This window comes from Gaetbulibacter aestuarii (assembly GCF_039537665.1).
Classification (GTDB): Bacteria; Bacteroidota; Bacteroidia; order Flavobacteriales; family Flavobacteriaceae; genus Gaetbulibacter_A; species Gaetbulibacter_A aestuarii.
The window spans coordinates 75,782-98,715 of sequence record NZ_BAABAY010000006.1 but is presented as its reverse complement, the minus strand read 5'-3'; the positions used below and the strand labels follow the sequence as shown (position 1 = coordinate 98,715).

The following is a 22,934-nucleotide window of genomic DNA, read 5'->3' as shown; positions in this document are numbered from 1 at the left end:
TTTTTTATTTCAAACGGAATTGTTTTAGTATTTTTACACTCCAATCAAACAAAGAAACGCATGTCTGTCGCAAAAAAAGAATACAAACGTATTACCGTAAAAACCTTAGTGGATATGAAAGCCAAAGGTGAAAAAATATCCATGCTTACCGCCTACGATTATACCATGGCTAAAATTGTAGATGGTGCCGGTATTGATGTTATTCTTGTTGGAGATTCTGCGAGTAACGTTATGGCTGGTCACGAGACCACCTTACCCATTACACTGGACCAGATGATCTACCATGCTTCTTCAGTAATTCGTGCTATCGAACGGTGCTTAGTTGTAGTGGATTTGCCTTTTGGAAGCTATCAAAGTGATCCCAAAGAAGCCTTACGATCTGCCATAAGGATCATGAAAGAAAGCGGTGCGCATTCGGTAAAAATGGAAGGTGGAAAAGAAATAAAGGATTCTATCAAACGTATTTTGAATGCCGGTATCCCGGTGATGGGTCATTTGGGTTTAACACCGCAATCCATATATAAATTCGGAACTTACACCGTACGTGCCAAAGAAGAAGAGGAAGCAAATCGTCTTATTGAAGATGCACGGATGCTAGAGCGTATTGGTTGTTTTGCCATTGTACTTGAAAAAATTCCATCGAAATTAGCACAACAGGTCGCTGAGAGTGTTTCCATTCCCATCATAGGTATAGGTGCCGGACCAAATGTAGACGGTCAGGTTTTGGTTTTGCACGACATGTTAGGCATGACTCACGAATTTAACCCCCGTTTTTTACGTCGTTATATGCATTTATATGACGATATGACCAAGGCTATTTCACAATATGTCGATGATGTGAAAAGCGTTGATTTTCCTAATGAAGAAGAAAAATATTAAGTTTTTTCGGGACTTAAGCTATTCATTTTAAAATTATATGTCTAAAACCTTATCCAATCCAACGAATCTTCAGATCATTTATGAAGATAATCACATGATTGTGGTAAATAAACGGGCTGGAGACATCGTTCAAGGCGATAAAACCGGAGACACGCCTTTGAGTGACATAGTAAAGGCCTACATCAAAGAAGCTTACAACAAACCGGGGAATGTGTATTTAGGAACGGTACATCGCCTGGATCGTCCAACTACAGGTTTAGTGATCTTCGCTAAAACAAGTAAAGCCTTAACACGCCTTAATAAACTTTTTGCTCAGAAGGATATTGCCAAAACTTACTGGGCCGTTGTGAAGAATCGGCCACCAAAAGCTCAAGATCGTTTGGTGCATTGGCTCAAAAAGAATCCGAAGAACAACAAGTCCTATGCGCATTCTAAAGAAGTTAAAGACAGCAAGAAAGCCATTTTAAGTTATAAACTACTTAAAACTCTTAATAACTATTACCTTCTTGAAGTGAATTTAGAGACCGGACGACACCATCAAATCCGTTGCCAGTTGGCCGAAATTGGTTGTCCCATCAAAGGTGATCTGAAATACGGGTTTGATCGCAGTAATCCTGATGCTGGTATTCATTTACACGCCCGAAGTATCGCATTTATTCATCCGGTTCAAAAAGAAGAATTAACAATAACAGCGCCTTTACCACAAGATCCTATTTGGGACGCTTGTTCAAATTAAATTTCGTAATTTTCATAAAAAACGTGCAAGCAGTCGATACTATATTTTCAAAACAACGGGAATTTTTTCAAAGTCACCAAACGCGAAATATCCAGGCGAGATTGGAATTATTGAAAAAGCTTAGAACGGAGATTATAAATAATGAAAGTAACATTTTGGAGGCGCTTCAAAATGATTTCGGAAAACCACCGTTCGAAGGCTACATGAGTGAAGTTGGTCTGGTGCTTTCCGAACTTAATCTTACCATAAAAAACCTCAAATCCTGGGCGAAACCCGAACGTGTAAAAAGTTCGATACTTACCTTTCCATCCAAGGATTATATTTATAAAGAACCCTACGGAAATGTTTTGGTGATTGCTCCCTGGAATTATCCATTTTTATTGGCTATGGAACCTTTGATCATGGCCATTGCCGCCGGAAACACCGTAGTTTTAAAACCTAGCGAATTAACAGCGAATACAGCTGCTATTCTTTCAAACATTATTGAAAATGTTTTTCCCGAAGAGGTGGCTATTACCGTTGAAGGTGGTGTTCCCGAAGCTACGGCCCTATTAGAAAAACCATGGAATTATATTTTCTTTACAGGAAGCACCGGTGTGGGAAAAATTGTTGCCCAAGCCGCCGCAAAACACCTGACGCCTACCACGTTGGAACTCGGTGGAAAATCACCTTGTATTGTTGATGAAACTGCCGATCTAAAATTGGTGACGCGTCGTTTGGTTTGGGGTAAATTTTTTAACGGCGGACAAACTTGTATTGCCGGAGATTATGTGATCGTTAAAGCAACTCAAAAAGTAGCGTTGATCGAGGCGGTTTCTAAGGAAATAGAAATCCGTTATGGTAAAGATCCCAAGCAATCAAAGGATTTTCCAAGAATAGTAAATCAGGATCACACAGCCCGACTCATAAACTTACTTAAGGATCAAAAAATTAGTTATGGCGGCCAGCATCATTTAGAATCTTGTTATGTTGCGCCTACCATTGTTGATGAACCTGATGTGAACAGCCCGTTGATGAGTGAAGAGATCTTTGGTCCTATTTTGCCTGTTTTGACCTATACTCATGAAAATGATATTTATGAACTCGTTTCTCAATATGGTCATCCTCTATCATTTTATGTGTTTTCAAAAAATAAAAAATTTATAGATCGTCTTATGAATACCATAAATTTCGGTGGCGGTGTGGTAAATGACCTTTTGGTTCAATTTGGAAACCCGAAATTACCCTTTGGAGGTATTGGGACGAGCGGTATGGGCCATTATCACGGAAAATTTGGCTTCGATACCTTCTCACATCACAAATCTGTAATGAAACGAGGCACCTGGTTAGATCCTTCTTTCCGATATCCACCATACAAAGGAAAACTTAAACTCCTGAAAACCATCCTGAGGTATTTCAGTTAAGAAGGCCTTAGAATTTTTAAAAACTGATAGCCGTGGTGTGTTTCACCTCGCTAATCACGAACATACTATGCGTACTACTGATATGATTGATATTGGTTAATTTTTTGATCATAAATTCCCTAAAAGCAGCCATATCAGCAACCAGAACTTTCAATAAATAATCATAATCACCACTTAAATGATAGCATTCTAAAACTTCATTTAAATGACTAACCTCCCGTTCAAACTTTACTACATTATCATGACTGTGTTGCAATAATTTTATATGGCAAAAAACTACAAATGGTTTTCCAATTTTATTTTTATTGATCAAAGCCACATATTTTTCAATAAAACCGGCTTTTTCTAATTTTTTGATACGCTCGAAAACGGCAGTAACGGATAGATCTAACTTATTAGCCAATTCCTTGTTGGTCTGTTTACTATCTTCTTGAAGTAAGTCTAATAATTTTTGGTCGGTAGCATCAAAGATCATAATAGAATAATTTTCATAAAGATAGATATTTTTACACTTCTTAGTATTTATTTTTCATACAATTTGATTAAATACAGAATTATTTTCTAACAAATAAACAATCTATTGTTTTTTATTCCACATTTAGCGAAATTTGTAAATAACCAAACTCTAATAATCATGTCATTTAAACCCGCTAATAACATACAGGATTTACAATATTTCGGTGAATTTGGAGGCGTAAATCCATCGATCTCAGATTCTTCCACATATACTTTTCTATCTGCAAAAACCATGTTTGATACCTTCGAAGGTAATGCTGATGGCTGTTATTTGTATTCACGGCATTCTTCACCTTCCAATTTATATTTAGGCGAAGCCCTGGCCGCCATGGAAGGCACTGAAACTGCTAATGTTTCATCGTCCGGAATGGGTGCCATTACAACGACTTTAATGCAATTATGTCATGCCGGTGATCATATTGTATCGAGCAGAACGATTTATGGTGGTACGTTTGCCTTTTTGAAGAACTTTGGACCACGACTTAATATTGAGACCAGTTTCGTGAATATCACAGATCTGAAGCAGGTTGAAGCTTCTATCAATAAAAATACGAAGGTCATATTCTGTGAAACGGTGAGTAACCCACTTTTGGAAGTAGCTGATATTAAAGGTTTAGCTAAAATTGCTAAAAAACATCAACTTAAACTTATTGTAGATAATACCTTCTCCCCGCTTTCTATTTCTCCAAAAGTTTTAGGTGCCGACGTTGTTATCCACAGTTTAACAAAATTTATAAATGGTTCCAGTGATACCGTTGGAGGTGTGGTATGCGGCACTCAGGAATTTATAGATGAATTGCGCAATGTAAATGATGGAGCAGCGATGCTTTTTGGTTCTACCATGGATAGTCTTAGAGCAGCTTCTATATTAAAAAACCTGAGAACTTTACATATCAGGATACAGCAACACAGTAAGAATGCCATGTATCTTGCTGAAAAATTTGAAGCAGATGGTTTAAAAACGGTTTATCCAGGATTAAAATCACATCCTTCGCACGAGCTTTATAAAAGCATGATAAATGAGCAATATGGTTTTGGCGGTATGCTGACCATAGATGTTGGTAGTTCAGAAAAAGCCAACGAGCTCATGGAACTTATGCAACACAAAAACCTCGGGTATTTGGCCGTAAGTCTTGGTTTTTACAAAACCCTGTTTAGTGCACCCGGAAGTTCAACATCATCTGAAATTCCTGAAAAAGAACAGGAAGCCATGGGTCTTACAGATGGTCTTATTCGGTTCTCTATTGGTTTGGATGCCGATATTGAGCGTACTTATCGAACAATGCATCAGTGTATGGTTGACTTAAAAATTTTAATTAAAGAACCTCATTTAACATCCTAATATTCAATTAAATAAAATTCAAAAGTCGAACGTTCATGTTCGGCTTTTTTATTTCGGCTTGTTAAGTTTCATTGAAAGTTGTAACATTACACAACAAAAATCTGACTATGCCTGACGATAATAACCTATTCCCCGAGGAACAATATCAAGATCAACACGAAAAAAGTAAACATATAAAATTTTGGGAGGCTTTAGTGCCCATAGTGGTTTTGGTGATTCTCCTGGGTTATAATGTTTTTATCTACGGTGATAGTGCCACCAGTGGTCCGAACCAATTCGCTCTTATTTTTGCAGGTGTGGTTGGTGCTATGTTCGGGTTCTCAAAAAATATTTCATATAACGATATGATGGAAGCCATCGTGGATAATGTAAAATCGACGTCTTCTGCCATATTTATTTTGCTTATGGTTGGCGCCTTAGCCGGAACCTGGCTTGTTAGTGGTATTATCCCAACCATGATCTATTATGGCCTGGAGATTTTAAATCCCAGGTTTTTTCTAGCTGCAGCCCTTATTATCTGTTGCATTATTTCTTTGGCTACAGGAAGTTCCTGGACCACAACGGCCACTATAGGTATCGCGCTTATGGGCATTGGAAAGGCTTTAGGATTACCGCTTGGGATGATTGCCGGAGCAGTGCTTTCCGGGTCTTACTTCGGGGATAAAATGTCGCCTTTAAGTGATACCACCAATCTGGCACCTGCAATGGCGGGCACAGACGTGTTTACGCATATCCGATATATGATGTATACTACAATCCCAAGTATTTTATTAACCTTGATTATATTCGTAGTTCTTGGGTTTTTCTACGGTGGTGAGGTTGCGCAAGATTCTTCAGATTTAGTGAGTAGTATTCAAAATACTTTCAATATTTCACCCTTGTTATTTATCGTTCCTTTGGTAGTTATCGTGATGATTGTTAAGAAAGCAAAACCGCTCACAGCATTATTTATAGGTACCATCCTGGCTGGTATTTTTGCGATCATTTTTCAACCGGAAATCATTATGAATCTGGCCGGTAGTAAAACCTTTGATGCGAATACCGCTTATAAAGGGGTTATGAACGCTATGATCGGAGATGTTTTTATTCCTTCAGGAAATGAAATCCTGGATAAAAATGAATTGTTTTCTTCCGGCGGTATGAGTGGGATGCTATCAACCATCTGGCTTATATTATGCGCTATGTTCTTTGGAGGGATCATGCAAGAAATTGGCGCCCTTCAAAAAATTAGTGACACCTTATTGAAAGTAGCTAAATCGACCTTTGGCTTATTTGCCAGCACAACCTTTTCCTGTATCTTTTTTAATGGTACAGCCAGTGATCAATATCTTTCTATTGTGGTTCCCGGTAAGATGTACCAAAAAGCTTTTAAAGATCGTGGCTTAGCGCCTGAAAACCTAAGTAGGACTCTGGAAGATTCAGGTACCGTAACATCCATACTTTTTCCCTGGAATACAGGTGGCGCCTATCAGTCTAAAACTTTAGGCGTAGCTACGGGAGAATATGTTTGGTTCGCCTTTTTCAATATTATCAGTCCGATTATGACCTTGATATTCGCCTATTTCAATATCAAGATCCGGATGCTGACTAGCCCTAAGACCGCTAAGGCCTAAGCAAGTAAATCCACTATCGATTTAAATCCTTTTTCTTTGGCATGATCTACTGCTGTTTTACCGTCATTATCTTTTACTGATGCATCGGCTTTATGATCTAAAAGTAATTTCACAGCGCCTGCTCTACCATAAGTGGCGGCAAAACTCAATGCTGTGGTACCATTGTTATTTTTTGCATTTACATTGGCGCCATGTTCAAGTAAATAGCTCAATAACGATTCATTGCCTTTAAATGCTACGCCGATTAGTGCTGTATTTCCGGAAGCATCAGTGTCATCAATTTTGGCTTTATGTGCGATCAAGGTTTTTACGATGTCTTCTTTATCAAAATATGATGCGAATATCAGCGGTGTAAAACCTCTGGAATCTTTAGCATCAACAAGCTCCGGACTAGCTTTTAAAACGGTTTTTACAGTGGCTTCATTTCCGGATTGAATAGCCATGAATAAAGTATCTTTGGGATTCATACGTTTTATTTTTTAAATAAAAATTGGGATAAGCATCCATGACACTTATCCCAATTCAATTATAATTCTACGACTATTATTTTAAATCAAATCGATCTAAGTTCATCACTTTGGCCCATGCCTTAACAAAGTCTCTGACGAATTTTTCTTCGCCATCATCTGCGGCATAAACTTCAGCAACAGCCCGTAATTCAGTATTCGAACCGAAGATCAGATCAGCGCGGGTCGCTTTGAACACAACCTCATTGGTAGCGCGATCACGGCCTTCAAAATAACGATCATCCTCTGCTGTTGGATTCCATTTGTATTTGAAATCTAAAACATTCACGAAGAAGTCATTAGTTAAACTTCCTACATTATCAGTGAATACACCATAATCAGAACCGTCATAGTTCGTTCCGATAACACGCATACCACCTAAAAGCGCCGTCATTTCAGGAATAGAAAGCGACATTAAATTAGCACGATCAACAAGTAAATCTTCCGCAGCTACCTGAAGATCAGATTTAATGTAGTTTCTGAATCCGTCAGCCAATGGCTCTAAATATCCAAAGGATTCTAAATCAGTTTGTTCCTGAGATGCATCACCACGTCCTTGAGTAAATGGAACGGTAACATCATGACCTGCATTTTTAGCAGCCTGCTCAATACCAACAGATCCACCAAGAACGATAAGGTCTGCAATTGATACATCACCACTAAAATCTTTTTGAATGGCTTCGTATACTTTAAGTACTTTAGCCAGTTCATCAGGATTATTTACTTCCCAGCTACGTTGTGGTTCTAGTCTGATACGACTACCATTGGCACCACCACGTTTATCAGAATCTCTATAAGTAGAAGCTGAAGCCCAGGCCGTAGTTACTAATTGTGAAACAGATAAACCGGAAACACCGATCATTTTCTTCAAGGTGTCGATATCCTTATCACTTAATTTGTAATTTACTTTTGGAATTGGATCTTGCCAGATCAACTCTTCACCAGGAACTTCAGGTCCTAAGTAACGGTCGATCGGTCCCATATCACGGTGCGTTAATTTATACCACGCACGAGCGAAAGCATCTTCAAAAGCTTCAAAATCCTCGTGGAATTTCTTTGAGATTTTTAAATACTCAGGATCCGTTTTAAGGGCCATATCCGCAGTTGACATCATTAAGGCTTGATGTCCGTTAGGATCACCGGCTTTAGGAGCCATTTTAGCGTGTGACTCTTTTGTCGGCGTCCATTGCCAAGCTCCGGCAGGACTTTTAGTCAATTCCCAATCATAATTTAATAGCACATCAAAATATTCACTATCCCAACGTGTTGGATGCGGTGTCCAGGGTCCTTCTAAACCGCTGGTAATAGCATCATCTAAAACACCGGATTTGAAGGAGTTTTTCCAACCTGTGCTCATTTCCTCAATGGAAGCACCATGAGGTTCCGGACCAACATATTTATCAGGATCAGCAGCACCATGTGTTTTACCAAAGGTATGGCCACCGGCTACCAGAGCTACGGTTTCTTCATCATTCATAGCCATACGACCAAAGGTAATACGAATATCGTGCGCAGATTTTAATGGATCAGGTTCGCCATTTGGTCCTTCAGGATTCACATAGATCAATCCCATATGTACAGCACCTAAATGACCTTCTAATTCACCATCACCGGTATCATAACGTTCGTCATTATCTAACCAACCGGTTTCAGATCCCCAGTAAATATCTTCTTCAGGTTGCCACACGTCTTCGCGTCCGCCAGCAAATCCAAAGGTTTTAAAGCCCATAGATTCCAATGCACAGTTTCCTGCCAATATCATGAGGTCTGCCCAGGAAATCTTATTACCGTATTTTTTCTTTACAGGCCATAATAAAAGTCGTGCCTTATCCAGGTTCCCATTATCAGGCCAGCTATTCAATGGCGCAAAACGTTGTGAACCTCCATTGGCCCCACCTCTACCATCGCCTACACGATACGTACCGGCACTGTGCCAGGCCATACGAATCATAAAAGGACCATAGTGACCATAATCGGCAGGCCACCAATCTTTAGAATCGGTAAGGACTTTGGTTACGTCTTTTTTAAGTTCTGCAAAATCTAAACTATTGAACGCTTCAGCATAATTGAAATCCTCATCCATAGGGTTTACTGGCGTTCCATGCTGACGCAATATATTTAACTTCAATTCATTGGGCCACCAATCGCGGTTTCGTGTTCCACCACCGGCTGTCTTTTTTTGAGTACCACTCAAAAAAGGACATTTTGCGGCATCGCTGTCATTTAAATCGAATACTTTATTCTCCATTATTTTTAAAATTTTTATAGAATTACAACGTAAAAATACTCATAAAAGATACGGATTTTACTTGAGATTAATTTGAATAATCGATATTAAAATTGGCAAAACTTATTGGTGTATTATTCATAAAAAAAACGTCCCAACCATAAGTTGAGACGCCTTTAACCGAAATATTAATGTTATTATGATTTTGGTAGTAGTACCGAATCAACCACGTGAATAACACCATTGGATTGATTTACATCCGCAATAGTAACTTTTGCTGAATTTCCATTTTCATCAGTAATGTATACAGCGCCATCTTTCATCCACGCTGTAAGCATACCACCACTAGCGGTTTTCAACATGGCTTTACCGTTGCCCTTTTTTATGAGCATCATAAGCTTTGATGCACTATATTTTCCCGGAACCACATGATATTTCAAAATACTTTGTAATGTCATTTTATTCTCAGGTTTTAGAAGCGTAGCAACGGTTCCGTCAGGCAACTTGTCAAATGCTTCGTTGGTTGGAGCAAACACGGTAAAAGGCCCCTTGCTCGATAGTACATCCACCAGATCAGCTGCTTTTACTGCCGCTACTAAAGTGGTATGGTCTTTTGAATTTACGGCATTTTCAACAATATTCTTTGTAGGATACATTGCTGCTCCACCCACCATTTTGGTGTCCTTTTCCATCATGTTTTGAGAAAACATACTTGATACGGTTAATAACAAACTTAGGAATAAACTCGTTTTTAATAATTTTTTACTTTTCATTTTAGATTTTTATTAATTATACATCCTTTGCCATACTAACGAGATTTTATTAGATCCGGTTTTCAAAAATGTCATAAAAAAAATTTTGGCCGGGTTAATGATTTGTCGTTCAGATTATAATTAGTTTATTAGATTTGTAAAAAACAAAAAAAATGGCTAGAACAGCATTAGACGGCAATCCTGCGAATACCTCCGGGGATTTACCAAAAATCGGGAGCAAACTCAAAGACTTTAAATTAGTAGATAAATCGCTTAGCTCGAAATCCTTAAATGACTTTGAAGGAGAAACTTTAATTTTAAATGTTTTTCCAAGTGTGAATACAGGTGTGTGTTCCGCTTCGGTTAGAAAATTCAATGAGAAAGCAAGTCAATTAAAAAACACCAAAGTGTTATGTATTTCAAAAGATTTACCTTTTGCACAGCAAGCGTTCTGTGCTGCAGAAGGACTGGATAACGTCATGATGTTATCTGATTTTAGAGAAAGTGCTTTTGGAAAAACAAATGGTTTACTCTTAGTTGACAGTGCTTTTGAAGGCCTTTTGGCCCGATGTGTCATTATTTTAGATACTGATCACACGATTAAATATATTGAATTGGTGCCGGAAATTGCACAGGAGCCTGACTATGAAGCGGCTCTTAAAGCCTTATAACCCATGGATCAAAAAAAATCCTTTTTTCAAGGTAGACTTTTTAGTATTAAAAATGCATTCAAAGGTGCCATCCTCATTTTTAAAACTGAAACCAGTTTTCAGGTTCAGGTTGTGGTAGCAATCCTAATGACGATTGCCGGGTTTGTATACGAAATCTCGGCCACGGAATGGACTATACAGTTATTAGCAATTGCCCTTGTTATGGGTTTAGAAGCTGCCAACACGGCCATTGAAGATATGGCCAACTTTATACACCCTGAACATCACGTTGAAATAGGTGGCATCAAAGATCTTGCTGCCGGCGCAGTTTTTATAGCAGTTATTTTTGCTATTATCATTGGTTTCATAATCTATATTCCCAAGGTATTTTTTTAAATACTATACCCTTAGGATAAACGTTAGTAATTTGTATTTTTGTTCAAACTAACAGTGCATTAATGGCCAAACGCAAAACCAAATCTAAAACAGACACCAAAAAACCACGTAAAAAGCGCAGTTACAAGCTATCCAGTCAGCAAAAACTCGTGTTTGGTAGTTTTTTAATCATTTTTGGGGTCTTATTAGGAATCGCTTTCATCTCTTATTTCTTTACCGGTAATGCCGATCAGAGCACGCTTTCCAGTTTTGGGACCAGAGAGGTTGCATCGAAAAACTGGTTAAGGAAATCGGGTGCCTGGTTAAGTGATCTATTCATCGAACAAGGTTTCGGTATTGCTTCCTTTATTTTTTCCGGATTAGTGATATTATCCGGTGTTTACGTACTTATGAGCCTTAGTAAAAAGAAGCTATCAAAGCATTGGTTTTGGGGTTCATACATCGTGATATGGCTATCCGTGTTTTTTGGTTTCTTTAAAGAGCAATACGCATTTTTAGGAGGAACCATAGGTTTTGAATTAAATAGCTTCCTCGGCGATTATTTAGGTCGCCTCGGTGTTGGACTGTTACTTTTATTCGGGTTTATTGTGTATTTAGCTATGCGTTTTAGAGTAACTTTCGAAAGTATCGCTAACCTGTTCAAATCAACCAAAAAAGATCTTCAGGAAGAGCTTTCAGACCTGGATATGGTAGCTGTAGACAATAGCTTATCTGAAGAAGCTGAAAACATAAAAACAGCCTTCGACCTTAATACTGATGAACCGGCGGAAACCGTTGTAGAATCTACTCCGAAACCAAAAGTTACGGTCGATACTTCAAATAATGAAGATGATGATGATTCAGATGATATTCAAATGGAAGTTGAACAAGGTGTTGATGACACCTCGGAGGAAAGTGATCTGGCTAAAAAATTAGTTGAAGACTTTGGGCAGTTCGATCCTACTCTGGAGTTAGCGAAATATCAATTCCCTACTCTGGACCTACTCAAAAAATACGATACAGAGGGTATTAAAATTAATCAGGAAGAACTCGAAGAAAACAAGAATAAGATTGTTGATACCTTGAGCAATTACAAAATAGGTATCGCGAGTATTAAAGCGACTATCGGACCCACGGTAACGCTCTATGAAATTGTACCGGATGCCGGTATTCGCATTTCTAAAATTAAAAATCTGGAAGATGATATAGCCCTGTCTTTATCTGCCTTAGGAATTCGTATTATCGCTCCTATACCCGGTCGAGGCACAATTGGTATCGAAGTACCTAACAAAAAAGCAACGATCGTTTCAATGCGATCCGTGATCGCTTCGAAGAAATTCCAGAATAACGATATGCAATTGCCTATTGCGCTTGGTAAGACCATAAGTAATGAAACCTTCGTGGTCGATCTGGCTAAAATGCCTCACTTGTTAATGGCAGGTGCTACTGGGCAAGGGAAATCTGTAGGATTAAATGTCGTTCTTACCTCACTTCTTTACAAAAAACATCCGGCAGAAGTGAAATTTATTTTGGTCGATCCTAAAAAAGTTGAACTTACCTTGTTCAACAAAATTGAACGACATTATTTAGCTAAACTCCCCGATAGTGAGGAAGCTATTATTACGGACAATACCAAAGTTATCAATACGCTCAATTCCTTGTGTATTGAAATGGACAATCGCTATGAGCTTCTAAAGAACGCCATGTGCCGCAACATAGCGGAGTATAATGCGAAATTCAAGGCTAGAAAATTAAATCCGAATGAAGGCCATCAGTTTTTACCCTATATTGTACTCGTTGTAGACGAGTTTGCCGATCTGATCATGACCGCCGGTAAGGAAGTGGAAACGCCTATAGCACGATTAGCACAACTTGCACGAGCAATTGGTATTCACTTGATCATCGCTACACAGCGTCCGTCGGTAAATGTCATTACAGGTATCATCAAAGCGAACTTTCCGGCACGTATTGCTTTTAGGGTGACCTCGAAGATCGATTCTCGTACGATTTTAGATGGTTCTGGTGCCGACCAGCTGATTGGGCGTGGTGACATGCTATTCACTCAAGGAAATGATCTCATTCGTTTGCAATGTGCCTTTGTAGATACTCCTGAGGTTGAGCGTATTACGGAATATATTGGGTCTCAAAAAGCCTATCCGGAAGCCTATCAATTACCAGAGTATGTTGGTGAAGAAAGTGGCACAAGTCTTGATGTAGATATCGAGGATCGCGATAAGCTTTTTAAAGACGCTGCCGTAGTGATCGTAACAGCGCAACAAGGCTCGGCTTCACTGCTACAGCGAAAATTAAAATTAGGCTACAACAGGGCCGGAAGAATTATAGATCAATTGGAAGCTGCAGGCATTGTAGGTCCGTTTGAAGGAAGTAAAGCCCGACAGGTTTTGGTCCCGGATCTAACTGCTTTAGATCAATTATTGGAAAATGAAACTTAAATTAAAAATGAAACAACTTATAACCCTCTTATTCATCAGTCTATCACTGACCTCTTTTTCTCAGAACAAAGCTCAAGCGCTACTTAATGAAGTGTCTGAAAAAGTGAAAAGCTATGATAATATCGCCATTGAATTTAAATATGTGCTTGAAAATACCAAGGAAAATGTAAAACAAGAAACCAAAGGCGATGTCACGCTTGAAGGCGAAAAATACCGTCTCAATATTTTAGGTGTAACAAGACTTTACGATGGTAAAAAACTTTATACTATTAGTCCGGAAGATGAAGAAGTGACCATTTCCAATGAAAAAGAGAATCAAGAAGAAGGATTCAGTCCGAGTAAAATGCTCTCTTTTTACAAAGAAGGATATGTTTACGACATGGATATTACACAAAATATACAGGGGCGTAAAATTCAATATGTAAAGCTTACCCCAATTGATTCCAATTCAGAAATTAAATATATTTTATTAGGTATCGATGCGAATACTAAAAATATTTACAACCTGATCCAGATTGGTAAAAACGGGACAAAAACCACCCTTACGGTGAATTCTTTGAGAACTAATGAGCTTTTACCAAAATCCTTATTTACCTTTGACGCGAAGAAGTACAGTGATTATTACATAAATAATATCGATTAACACTGAAAAGCCTTCAAAAATTAACTGGAAACCAATTCGGTAAATCCGTTATTTAGATAAAACTAAGCGCGTGAAAATCTTAGATCGATACATTTTAACCACTTATCTCAAAACATTTTTCAGCGTTTTCACCATTCTGATGCTCATTTTTATCTTACAGACCATTTGGCTGTACATTCGCGAGCTCTCAGGAAAAGACTTGGACCTTTCGGTTATTATTAAGTTCATTCTTTATTTCATGCCCAAACTTATCCCTTTGGTACTGCCACTTACCATACTCCTCGCCTCTATTATGGTTTTTGGAAGTTTTGCTGAAAATTATGAGTTCGCAGCTATGAAATCGACAGGGATTTCTTTGCAACGCGCCATGTCGGGATTAAGTATTTTCATTGTTACTCTGGGTATCATTACTTTTTTCTTTTCAAACAATGTAATTCCATGGGCAGAGCTCAATTTTTATAATTTAAGGGTAAATATTTATAAGTTGAAACCCGCTATGCTCCTTGCAGAAGGACAGTTCAATGAAGTAGGTGCTTACAATATTAAATTTGATGAAAAATCCGGAGATCGCGGTCAATATCTTAAGAACGTAACCATACACATCAAAGGAGAAAATAAAATGACGAATACGACCGTCATTAAATCGAAAACAGGCGAATTGTTAGGAAAAGAAAGCTCCTCAGTACTAAAACTGATTCTTAAAGATGGAAATTACTATCACGATATCATTCCACAAAAATTAAAAGAAAGGGAAAAAAGACCTTTTGCCAAAAGTACATTCGATACTTATACCATGAATATCGATCTCTCGCAGCTTAACAATGTGGATATGGATGAAAAGTCGAATACTGAAAAATCCGATATGCTGAGTTTAAAGGGACTAGACGTCGCTATGGATTCCATTATTAAAAAACGATCGGTTGATTTCGAGGGTACCAAACAAAATCTATATCAGCGTGCGGGTGTTTCCCGTTTTAAAGTTGAGAATGATACCAAAGTTGTTGATAACGATTCATTACAAGCTGTAAAAGATTCCCTGGAAATTCGTTCTCTGTTACCAATTTTTAAGTTGAATGCTCAGGTTCGCATGGTGGATTTAGTTTCCAAAGCCATGGCGAGCAACAAACAAACTGTAATAGCTAAGGAAACCGCTGCTGAAAATGCCAAAAAAGATCTTTACACCCATATGATCTCTTATCATCAAAAGTTTGCATTAGGCATTGCGTGTATTATTTTGTTTTTTGTTGGCGCCCCATTGGGTGCTCTTATTCGTAAAGGAGGTATAGGTTTACCCATGGTAATAGCTATACTATTATTTTTAACGTATCACTTCATTGGTATTTTTGCTACAAATAGTGCCAAGAACGGCAGTTTAAATCCCATATTGGCCAGTTGGTTTTCAACATTGGTCATGTTACCTCTAGGTGTTTATTTAACCCGACGCGCCACTGCAGATCGTGGTTTATTTGAAATCGGTAACTTCCTGGACCCTATCAAAAAAGTTCTTCGAATCAAAGAAAAAGAAGTTTTCGATTATAAATTTTTACTTTCCTACACCAATGATCGCCTCATTGATGTGATCAATAATTATGAAACCCACGGTCTTGAAGAAGAAGCAAGAATTGAGGCCCTTCGCATTTTAGAAGAACGAGATAACACTTTAGAGGCTTTAGAGCGTAATGGTTTAGTGATCAATCCGGCTTATAAAAAAGCTGAAAAAATGTCGATAAACTATAATGAACATGCCTATTTTGCTATTACTCTATATAGTATTGGTGTAATTTTACTGGTTTTGTTCTTTGTTTTTAGAAACAACAAATTACCATCACTGGCGGATGCTTCCATTCAATTGAGCATCATTTCTATGGCTTTGTATGCTATTTATTATCTAAAATCGATGGTGAATTTAAATCAGTTTTACGGACAAATAAAGAAATCAGGAAAACGCCTTAACTACTTTTTACAGGTTCTCGGATTCCCACTATACATGGTAAGTTATCCGTTTTTGAAACTGAAAATCAAAGAAGACCTGAAGCAAAATTGCTTAGATTCACTAAAATAGCAATATCTTTGCAGCATGATTACAGAGACTATGACCAAATCAGAAAAGGCAAAATTCAAGCTTGATACCATTGAGGATGCTATTGAAGACATCCGCCAAGGAAAAGTGATCATCGTTGTTGATGATGAAAATCGTGAAAATGAAGGAGATTTTGTGGCAGCAGCCGCTAAGGTAAGCCCCGAAATGATCAATTTTATGGCCACTCACGGTCGTGGTCTTATTTGTGCTCCGTTAACTGAAAATCGTTGCAAGGAGTTAGATCTGAATATGATGGTTCGAAACAATACGGATCCTATGGAAACTGCCTTTACAGTGTCCGTTGATCTTCGTGGTCATGGTGTTACTACCGGTATTTCAGCTGCGGATCGCGCACAAACTATAAAAGCACTGATCGATCCTGAAACCAAAGTGCACGAATTGGCGCGACCAGGACATGTGTTCCCTTTGATCGCGAAAGAAGGTGGTGTATTACGACGTACCGGCCATACCGAAGCTGCCATTGATTTTGCGCGTTTAGCCGGATTACAACCTGCAGGTGTTATTGTTGAAATTATGAATGAAGACGGCTCTATGGCGCGTCTGCCTCAACTTATAAATGTTGCAAAAAAGCTGGATCTCAAAATTGTTTCAATTGAAGATTTAGTAGCGTATCGGATGCAACATGACTCCCTAATTGAGAAAAAAGAAGATTTTAATCTCGAAACTCGATTTGGAAGCTTTAGATTAAGAGCTTATAAGCAAACAACTAATAATCAAGTACATATAGCTTTGACAAAAGGTTCCTGGAAGCCTAATGAAGAAGTTTTAACCCGAATAAACTCCACATTGGTAAACAATGATGTTTTGGGTACGCTTACCAACAACGCCGATAAGCAATTGGACGATATGTTCAAGGTAATAAACGATGCCGGTAAGGGAGCTATCCTCTTTATAAACCAAGAAGCCCAATCGATGAATATTTTAAATCGACTGGACTTTTTGAAAACAAATCAGGTGGCTAATAAAATAACTAAAGCCCCTAGAATAAATATGGATAATCGTGATTTTGGTATAGGCGCTCAGATCCTTCACGATCTTAATATCCATAAACTGCGTGTGATTTCTAATACCGCACAAACAAAACGTGTTGGTCTGGTAGGTTACGGTTTAGAAATTATCGAATACGTTCCTTACTAATCGATCACATCAAATTCTTTAAGTAGTTTTTTGGAACGTGTATTCGGAACTTCGGATATCAATACGTAATTACCAGGCTCCAGATCAACAGTAAAATAACCCGTACTGCCTTTTGGCATATCATTCACACCCCCTAAAAAGGTAACGCCGTTTGGTGCCGGGGTTTGCAATCCGCCTTTATGCGACCAATCCATCCATTTTTCAAGTTCATCCAGATTGGCATATGATTCTATTTTTGCCAGGTTCACATCATGACCTACAAAGTTTTCATGCATGATCTGATCATCATAATGTACAGCAAAAACCTGTTTGCCTTTGGTTATTCCTTTGTCATAATTTATACCTTTCTCACTTGAAATATTAATATTAACCGTAGCTTCCGGTGGTGTAACGCCACTATCTTCATCTGTAACTATAATAGCTTTAGCCATGCCCATCGAGGTATGAAACTTGCCTTCAGGCATTTTTACATAGCATTCCATAATATAATACCCCGGTTCCAATTTAACAGCTGTTAAAGAAGTTTCTTTCGGACTTACAAGTCCCGAACCGCCTACAAATACAACTTTACCAAACCATTCCGGTAAATTAGCAAGTTCGGCAAGCCCCTCATCACGTTTACCGGCTTCAATAAGTTCTCCACATCTATCGAAAGGGGGGCCAACCTCGTCTATGGTATTTTGAATAGTAACACCTTCAGGATATTTATCCAAAAGGAAAAAATGAGGTTGGTCGGATAGATTTTGATATTTGAAAATGTTCCAACCTGATGGAATGGTGTCAACCGATTGAAAATCCATTCCTCTGGTAATAATATCGACTACATTTGCAGTTTCTTCCGCCATGGCCTCCTCTTCTGCAATAACATCTGTATCAGACTTCTTGTCTTTGCAACTAATGGATAGTAATAACGAAAAAATGATAAAAGTTCTTAAATAAATTGATTTCATAGTTTGTGGTTTTGTGGTTATTGAATGCTTCCTAGATTTCTGATAATCAGGATTAAATATATGAATCTCGACACCTCGATTATCCCGGGAATTTATGAATGGTAAAAAATGACATCTAATTTGTATAGAATAAATTGTAACTTGTCTTTAAGCTGTTTTAATCCTTAAAAACTCTGAATATGAGTTAAATAGTGCTAGATATGGACCCATTATTACCTTTTACACAAACCCACATCGAAATGAATAAAAACTTATTATTTTTAACAAAAAGCATCATATGATACGCGCGATTATTATAGATGATGAGTTCAATGCCATCAACAACCTGAAATGGGAGATCGAAAATTTTTGCGATGATATTGAGATCTGCGATACTTTCACGAATCCAAAAAACGCCATTTCCGCCATTAATTATTTGAAACCTGACTGCGTATTTCTGGATATCGAAATGCCTGAAATGGATGGTTTTCAATTGTTGAGCCAGTTGGACTATCGTGATTTTGATCTGATCATTACCACGGCCTACGATAATTACGCCATTAAAGCATTTAAGGAACACGCCATAGACTATCTATTAAAACCCATAGATTCCGAAGATCTCACGGAAACTATTTCCAGAGTTAGAAAAAACAAAAACGACAATATTTTAGGAGATGAAGTTAAAAAGATCATCGACTCCATTTCAAAACAGAATCAACCCAAAAGGTTAGCCTTGTCGCTTGTTGGAAAAACCAAATACGTTAATATGGTGGATATTTTGTATTGTAAATCAGATGGTAACTATACTGATATCTACTTAAAGAATGGTGATAAAGAAATGCTCGCTAAAAACCTAAAAGAATTCGAAGCATCTACCAGTTCAGATTTCTTTAGGGTTCATAATTCCTACCTGGTCAATATTAATTATATTAAAGAATTCGTTAAAAGTGATGGTGGTTATATCGTTTTGGAAAATGGCACGCATATTCCGGTGTCGCGATCAAAAAAAACAGAATTATTAGAAGTTTTAAATAGTTAAGAAATTTTGGATCAGGGATTAACGCATTATTTTTTTAATTATCCGTTTCAAAACGGCTTTATTATCTTCACCATTGGTATATTATTTATTCTCTCGGTTTATCATTTTCTGCTTTATTTTCAGAATAAAGAAAAACTTTATTTACTATACAGTGGTTATACCTTCTTTATCATTTTATCACAGCTTCACCATATACAGGGTGGTTTTATTTACGAACTCTTTTATCCTGTAAGTTGGGTTACCAACTACCCTACTGTTGCCACCGAAATTTACTTTTTTATTTATGTTTTGTTCGCCTTCCGATTTTTAAATATGAAGGAAGAATTACCCCAATGGTACACATGGAGTATGCGCGCCTTATACCTTATCATTGCTTATTGTTCCGTAATTTTTATCTGGTATTTAATTGTCGGAGATATGACAATTTTGATGGATGGATACCTTGTTTTCACCATTCCAATGACGATTTATGGCCTGGTAATGTATGTTCCTTTTTTCAAACTTAAAAACCCATTGAAATACTACATGATCTCCGGATCATTTATTTTGATGGTCACCTCCGTTGGTTCATTGCTTTATTATCTTAAGTTGCAGAATAAAGGCATTCCTCCTGAAGCCCCCTATAGTATTTTATACCTTGGCTTTATTATAGAAAACGTCATTTTCTCGCTTGGACTGGGAAAGAAACAGAAGCTTATTTTAGACGATCGTGATACAGCCCAAACCAAGCTGATCAAACAGCTTAAAGAAAATGAGCAATTGCGTAATAAGATTCAAGAGCAACTTGAAAAAGATGTAGAAACGCTTAATAAACAAGCCGAAATAGAAAAACTTCAATCGCTTCAAATGAAATATGACAAAGAGTTTGCTGAATTAAAGGTTTCGGCATTGCGAAGTCAGATGAATCCGCATTTTATCTTTAATTCCCTGAATTCCATAAAACGCTATATTATTGATAATGAAAAAGAACATGCTGTCTTCTATTTGAATAAATTCTCGAAGCTCATTCGAAAAATATTGGCCTCTACAACAGAAAAAGAAACCTCATTAAATGAGGAATTGGAAACTATGGCGCTATATATTAATATTGAAAACATACGTTTTAACAAGAGTATCGATTTTGAACTGGATTACGACGAAAGTTTGAATTTAAGTACATTGAAATTACCGTCGCTTATAACCCAGCCTTTTCTTGAAAATGCCATCTGGCATGGTTTATCTCTTAAAAAGGACAACCGAAAATTAATTATGCGTGTTAAAAAGAAAAATGACACGCAGTTTCAAATTGATATTATTGATAATGGTGTAGGCCGGAAAAAATCAGAAAGGCTAAAAAAGAATAAGCTTGTTAAGCGCGACTCCTTAGGTATTAAACTTTCTGAGGAACGACTGAAACATTTTAGCGCTAATTTTTCGAGTCCCTATGCCATAAACATAAGTGATCTTTACGAAGATGATGTCCCAAAAGGCACCAAAGTAAGCCTGATTATACCTTTTGCTTAAACCGTTTCTTTAATGATCTTCGCCATTTTGGCGGCACGTGATTTTACCTCGTCGGCTGTCCATGATAATTTTATCAAACAAGATAAATTTCTAGCGATATAATGGTCTGAAACAGGGAATTCCTTGCCTTTTAAAGTTTTTAAGCCTTCCTCGATTTGTGGTGATAAAGGATAAAGCGATTTTTGTTCCGTAAGATGCTGCCATTTACGTACGTAATGCCAGTTATTATCGAAATAATGAAAACAAGCATCGATGCCTTCTGACTTAAATTCTTTAGACACCGTTCTGGCAGTTTCTAAATCTGGTAAATAAAAATTAAGGAAGCCGTAATTCTCTTCTCCGCCCTCGGGAACCGTTCTAAATGTAACTTCAGGAATACCAGATAAGGCCTCACGGATGATATTGAAGTTTTTCTTTTGAATTCCCAGGAACTCAGGCAGACGTTTAATTTGTGCCAGGCCAACTGCGGCATGTAATTCGGAAATACGGAAATTATACCCCATGAATGGATGTGTTTCGGCCCCACGGTCTGAACCAGCATGGTCGTGCCCGTGATCGCTGTAATGATCGGCATGGGTGTAATATTGTTTATTATTAGTAATTACTGCACCACCTTCGCCACAGGTAATGGTCTTTACAAAATCGAATGAGAAGCATCCCAAATCGCCAATACTACCTAAAGGTTTGTTTTTGTAGGTTCCTCCTATGGCTTGGCAGGCATCTTCTACAAGGTGTAAATTATGTTTTTTACAGATGGATTTAAGTTCGTCCATGCTGCCCATACTACCACACATTTGTACGACCATAACGGCTTTTGTTTTATCGGTAATAGCAGCTTCTACAGCTTTAGGGTCAAGGGTTAGGGTGTCGTCAATATCCACAAGTACCGGAATAGCTCCTAACATGAGAATAGCTTCAAAACTGGCTACGAAGGTGAATGTTGGCATGATCACCTCGTCGCCTGCTCCCACTCCGGCACTGGCAAGCGCTACAGAAACTGCTGCGGTTCCACTGGAAACTAATTGCGCGTGATTTACTTTGAATGTATTTTGTAATTCGGATTCCAGCGCTTTGGCTTTCCAATGGCCATTTCGCATTGCGTCGAACCCATAGCGCATTAGTACGCCGTTGTCTAAAACGTCTTGTACTTCTTTACGTTCTGAATCTCCGAATAGTTCAAATCCTGGCATAGTGTAGGTATTTAGTTCTGAAGCGCGCCAGGGATTGGAGCAAGCTACCGTGTAGCGCGGAAAGCCCGACCCTCTGGGTGGCGCCCAAATAATTTACATTTCGATTATGGTTTCGTGTATCGGTTTACGGACTTTTTTGAAATCGGAAAACATATCATCATCCGCCCGATATCCAACCGGCAGCAAAAGTACGGATTTTAGTCCGCGTTCTCCAAGTTTTAGGAGCTCATCGAATTTTTCGGGATTAAAACCTTCCATGGGGCAGGAATCGATATTTTCTACGGCGCACACCGTCATGAGGTTACCCAGGGCAATGTAGGCTTGATTTGTGGACCATTGTTGTTGTTCCTTTACCGATTGCTTTTCGATGGTTTGAATGAGGTTTTCGCGATAGGGTTTTAGGATGGTCTCTGCGGTATTACGTGTGTCTTTAATGTTGTTGAAAAAGTCTACCACATCTTGCGCATCGATTTCCTTTTGAATACAAATAACAAGTAAGTGCGACGCGTGCAACACTTGCTTTTGATTGTAAGCGTGCGGTACAAGTTGCTCGCGCAAACCGGGATCCTGTACCACCACCATAGAAATGGTTTGCAAGCCGTATGAGGTAGCCGTAAGGTTGAAAGCTTCTTTAAGAATATTTAGTTTTTCCGGCGCGAGCGTTTTATTGGGATCAAATTTTTTAGTTGCGTAGCGCCATTGTAATTGCCTGATCGTATTCATAGGGTGTTTTCTTTATGCAAAAGTAAGTCTAGTTTTTTGGTTTTTAGGACGTAGTAATTTAAAAAAAATAGATGTGGGAATAATTAAAATTTATTTTTAAAAATGTTAATATTTTTTTGAATAGAATGAAAAAGGACGTTATATTTGCACCCGCCTACAGAAAGACATGCTTTCTTTTGGCGGGCAGTTGCACAAAATTATTTTTGTGTGTAGTGAA

General features: G+C 38.0%; 20 protein-coding genes. 13 read left to right on the top strand and 7 right to left on the bottom strand.

The features are described from left to right. Nucleotides 1-60 precede the first annotated feature (60 nt). The 3 genes from panB to ABD682_RS12290 are packed head-to-tail and all read left to right on the top strand — an operon-like array spanning nucleotide 61 to nucleotide 3,018. Complete coding sequence (gene panB, locus ABD682_RS12300) at nucleotides 61-879, top strand: 3-methyl-2-oxobutanoate hydroxymethyltransferase (RefSeq protein WP_344741753.1); 819 nt, start codon at nucleotides 61-63, stop codon at nucleotides 877-879. A 37-nt stretch (nucleotides 880-916) separates the two neighbouring features. After that, nucleotides 917-1,615, top strand: coding sequence for an RluA family pseudouridine synthase (locus ABD682_RS12295; protein ID WP_344741751.1), 699 nt, complete (start codon nucleotides 917-919; stop codon nucleotides 1,613-1,615). Nucleotides 1,616-1,638: 23 nt separating this feature from the next. Next, the gene (locus ABD682_RS12290) at nucleotides 1,639-3,018 is read left to right on the top strand and encodes an aldehyde dehydrogenase (RefSeq protein WP_344741749.1); all 1,380 of its coding nucleotides are present in this window, start codon (nucleotides 1,639-1,641) and stop codon (nucleotides 3,016-3,018) included. Between the two features lie 16 nt (nucleotides 3,019-3,034). On the opposite strand, the gene ABD682_RS12285 is transcribed toward ABD682_RS12290, so the two are convergent. Beyond that, nucleotides 3,035-3,493: an Lrp/AsnC family transcriptional regulator gene (locus ABD682_RS12285; protein ID WP_344741748.1), complete on the bottom strand. Its 459-nt coding sequence runs from the start codon at nucleotides 3,491-3,493 to the stop codon at nucleotides 3,035-3,037. Nucleotides 3,494-3,652: 159 nt separating this feature from the next. Between ABD682_RS12285 and ABD682_RS12280 the strand changes: the two genes are divergently transcribed. Both ABD682_RS12280 and nhaC read left to right on the top strand, forming a co-directional pair. Continuing rightward, complete coding sequence (locus ABD682_RS12280) at nucleotides 3,653-4,876, top strand: aminotransferase class I/II-fold pyridoxal phosphate-dependent enzyme (protein WP_344741747.1); 1,224 nt, start codon at nucleotides 3,653-3,655, stop codon at nucleotides 4,874-4,876. 107 nt (nucleotides 4,877-4,983) lie between these two features. Further along, entirely contained in the window at nucleotides 4,984-6,489 is a 1,506-nt protein-coding gene (gene nhaC, locus ABD682_RS12275; RefSeq protein WP_344741745.1) for a Na+/H+ antiporter NhaC, read from the top strand. Here the strand turns inward: nhaC and ABD682_RS12270 are convergent. The 3 genes from ABD682_RS12270 to ABD682_RS12260 all read right to left on the bottom strand — a co-directional run bounded on the left by ABD682_RS12270 (nucleotide 6,486) and on the right by ABD682_RS12260 (nucleotide 9,995). After that, on the bottom strand, nucleotides 6,486-6,956 hold the full coding sequence (locus tag ABD682_RS12270; protein WP_344741743.1) for an ankyrin repeat domain-containing protein: 471 nt from the start codon (nucleotides 6,954-6,956) through the stop codon (nucleotides 6,486-6,488). The genes nhaC and ABD682_RS12270 overlap by 4 nt on opposite strands. Before the next feature lie 76 nt (nucleotides 6,957-7,032). Then, on the bottom strand, nucleotides 7,033-9,243 hold the full coding sequence (gene katG / locus ABD682_RS12265; RefSeq protein ID WP_344741740.1) for a catalase/peroxidase HPI: 2,211 nt from the start codon (nucleotides 9,241-9,243) through the stop codon (nucleotides 7,033-7,035). A gap of 176 nt (nucleotides 9,244-9,419) precedes the next feature. After that, nucleotides 9,420-9,995 carry a fasciclin domain-containing protein gene (locus ABD682_RS12260; RefSeq protein ID WP_344741739.1) on the bottom strand — a complete coding sequence of 192 codons (576 nt, stop codon included), beginning with the start codon at nucleotides 9,993-9,995 and terminating at the stop codon, nucleotides 9,420-9,422. 152 nt (nucleotides 9,996-10,147) lie between these two features. Here ABD682_RS12260 and tpx point away from each other — a divergent pair, with 152 nt between their 5' ends. From tpx to ribB, 6 genes are all read left to right on the top strand, one after another. Then, nucleotides 10,148-10,645, top strand: coding sequence for a thiol peroxidase (gene tpx, locus ABD682_RS12255; protein WP_344741737.1), 498 nt, complete (start codon nucleotides 10,148-10,150; stop codon nucleotides 10,643-10,645). 3 nt (nucleotides 10,646-10,648) lie between these two features. Continuing rightward, nucleotides 10,649-11,020, top strand: a complete 372-nt coding sequence (locus ABD682_RS12250) for a diacylglycerol kinase family protein (RefSeq protein WP_344741735.1) — start codon at nucleotides 10,649-10,651, stop codon at nucleotides 11,018-11,020. Between the two features lie 62 nt (nucleotides 11,021-11,082). Next, nucleotides 11,083-13,452, top strand: coding sequence for an FtsK/SpoIIIE family DNA translocase (locus ABD682_RS12245; RefSeq protein WP_344741733.1), 2,370 nt, complete (start codon nucleotides 11,083-11,085; stop codon nucleotides 13,450-13,452). Nucleotides 13,453-13,459: 7 nt separating this feature from the next. Next, nucleotides 13,460-14,095, top strand: coding sequence for an outer membrane lipoprotein periplasmic chaperone LolA1 (lolA1, locus tag ABD682_RS12240; protein ID WP_344741732.1), 636 nt, complete (start codon nucleotides 13,460-13,462; stop codon nucleotides 14,093-14,095). Nucleotides 14,096-14,165: 70 nt separating this feature from the next. Continuing rightward, nucleotides 14,166-16,157, top strand: a complete 1,992-nt coding sequence (locus tag ABD682_RS12235) for an LptF/LptG family permease (RefSeq protein ID WP_344741731.1) — start codon at nucleotides 14,166-14,168, stop codon at nucleotides 16,155-16,157. Nucleotides 16,158-16,172: 15 nt separating this feature from the next. Further along, nucleotides 16,173-17,333, top strand: coding sequence for a 3,4-dihydroxy-2-butanone-4-phosphate synthase (gene ribB, locus ABD682_RS12230; protein ID WP_344741729.1), 1,161 nt, complete (start codon nucleotides 16,173-16,175; stop codon nucleotides 17,331-17,333). On the opposite strand, the gene ABD682_RS12225 is transcribed toward ribB, so the two are convergent. Then, nucleotides 17,330-18,283 carry a hypothetical protein gene (locus ABD682_RS12225; protein ID WP_344741728.1) on the bottom strand — a complete coding sequence of 318 codons (954 nt, stop codon included), beginning with the start codon at nucleotides 18,281-18,283 and terminating at the stop codon, nucleotides 17,330-17,332. The two genes, ribB and ABD682_RS12225, sit on opposite strands and share 4 nt — an antisense overlap. Nucleotides 18,284-18,560: 277 nt before the next feature. On the opposite strand from ABD682_RS12225, the gene ABD682_RS12220 reads away from it, so the two are divergent. Beyond that, a complete protein-coding gene (locus ABD682_RS12220; RefSeq protein ID WP_344741726.1) occupies nucleotides 18,561-19,301 on the top strand; it encodes a LytR/AlgR family response regulator transcription factor in 741 nt (246 codons plus the stop codon). A 6-nt stretch (nucleotides 19,302-19,307) separates the two neighbouring features. Further along, nucleotides 19,308-20,804 (top strand): sensor histidine kinase, encoded by a 1,497-nt coding sequence (locus tag ABD682_RS12215; RefSeq protein ID WP_344741725.1) that lies wholly within the window; start codon nucleotides 19,308-19,310, stop codon nucleotides 20,802-20,804. Here ABD682_RS12215 and ABD682_RS12210 read toward each other — a convergent pair. Both ABD682_RS12210 and ABD682_RS12205 read right to left on the bottom strand, forming a co-directional pair. After that, nucleotides 20,801-21,994: a DegT/DnrJ/EryC1/StrS family aminotransferase gene (locus ABD682_RS12210; protein ID WP_344741724.1), complete on the bottom strand. Its 1,194-nt coding sequence runs from the start codon at nucleotides 21,992-21,994 to the stop codon at nucleotides 20,801-20,803. The two genes, ABD682_RS12215 and ABD682_RS12210, sit on opposite strands and share 4 nt — an antisense overlap. Before the next feature lie 93 nt (nucleotides 21,995-22,087). Further along, a complete protein-coding gene (locus ABD682_RS12205; RefSeq protein WP_344741723.1) occupies nucleotides 22,088-22,717 on the bottom strand; it encodes an NAD(P)H-dependent oxidoreductase in 630 nt (209 codons plus the stop codon). Nucleotides 22,718-22,934 lie beyond the last annotated feature (217 nt).

Bases quoted from the DNA above. Each gene is read 5' to 3' on its own strand.
- panB (WP_344741753.1), top strand. From the start codon at position 61: ATGTCTGTCGCAAAAAAAGAATACAAACGTATTACCGTAAAAACCTTA.
- ABD682_RS12295 (WP_344741751.1), top strand. From the start codon at position 917: ATGTCTAAAACCTTATCCAATCCAACGAATCTTCAGATCATTTATGAA.
- ABD682_RS12285 (WP_344741748.1), bottom strand. From the start codon at position 3,493: ATGATCTTTGATGCTACCGACCAAAAATTATTAGACTTACTTCAAGAA.
- ABD682_RS12280 (WP_344741747.1), top strand. From the start codon at position 3,653: ATGTCATTTAAACCCGCTAATAACATACAGGATTTACAATATTTCGGT.
- nhaC (WP_344741745.1), top strand. From the start codon at position 4,984: ATGCCTGACGATAATAACCTATTCCCCGAGGAACAATATCAAGATCAA.
- ABD682_RS12270 (WP_344741743.1), bottom strand. From the start codon at position 6,956: ATGAATCCCAAAGATACTTTATTCATGGCTATTCAATCCGGAAATGAA.
- katG (WP_344741740.1), bottom strand. From the start codon at position 9,243: ATGGAGAATAAAGTATTCGATTTAAATGACAGCGATGCCGCAAAATGT.
- ABD682_RS12260 (WP_344741739.1), bottom strand. From the start codon at position 9,995: ATGAAAAGTAAAAAATTATTAAAAACGAGTTTATTCCTAAGTTTGTTA.
- tpx (WP_344741737.1), top strand. From the start codon at position 10,148: ATGGCTAGAACAGCATTAGACGGCAATCCTGCGAATACCTCCGGGGAT.
- ABD682_RS12250 (WP_344741735.1), top strand. From the start codon at position 10,649: ATGGATCAAAAAAAATCCTTTTTTCAAGGTAGACTTTTTAGTATTAAA.
- ABD682_RS12245 (WP_344741733.1), top strand. From the start codon at position 11,083: ATGGCCAAACGCAAAACCAAATCTAAAACAGACACCAAAAAACCACGT.
- lolA1 (WP_344741732.1), top strand. From the start codon at position 13,460: ATGAAACAACTTATAACCCTCTTATTCATCAGTCTATCACTGACCTCT.
- ribB (WP_344741729.1), top strand. From the start codon at position 16,173: ATGATTACAGAGACTATGACCAAATCAGAAAAGGCAAAATTCAAGCTT.
- ABD682_RS12225 (WP_344741728.1), bottom strand. From the start codon at position 18,283: ATGAAATCAATTTATTTAAGAACTTTTATCATTTTTTCGTTATTACTA.
- ABD682_RS12220 (WP_344741726.1), top strand. From the start codon at position 18,561: ATGATACGCGCGATTATTATAGATGATGAGTTCAATGCCATCAACAAC.
- ABD682_RS12210 (WP_344741724.1), bottom strand. From the start codon at position 21,994: ATGCCAGGATTTGAACTATTCGGAGATTCAGAACGTAAAGAAGTACAA.
- ABD682_RS12205 (WP_344741723.1), bottom strand. From the start codon at position 22,717: ATGAATACGATCAGGCAATTACAATGGCGCTACGCAACTAAAAAATTT.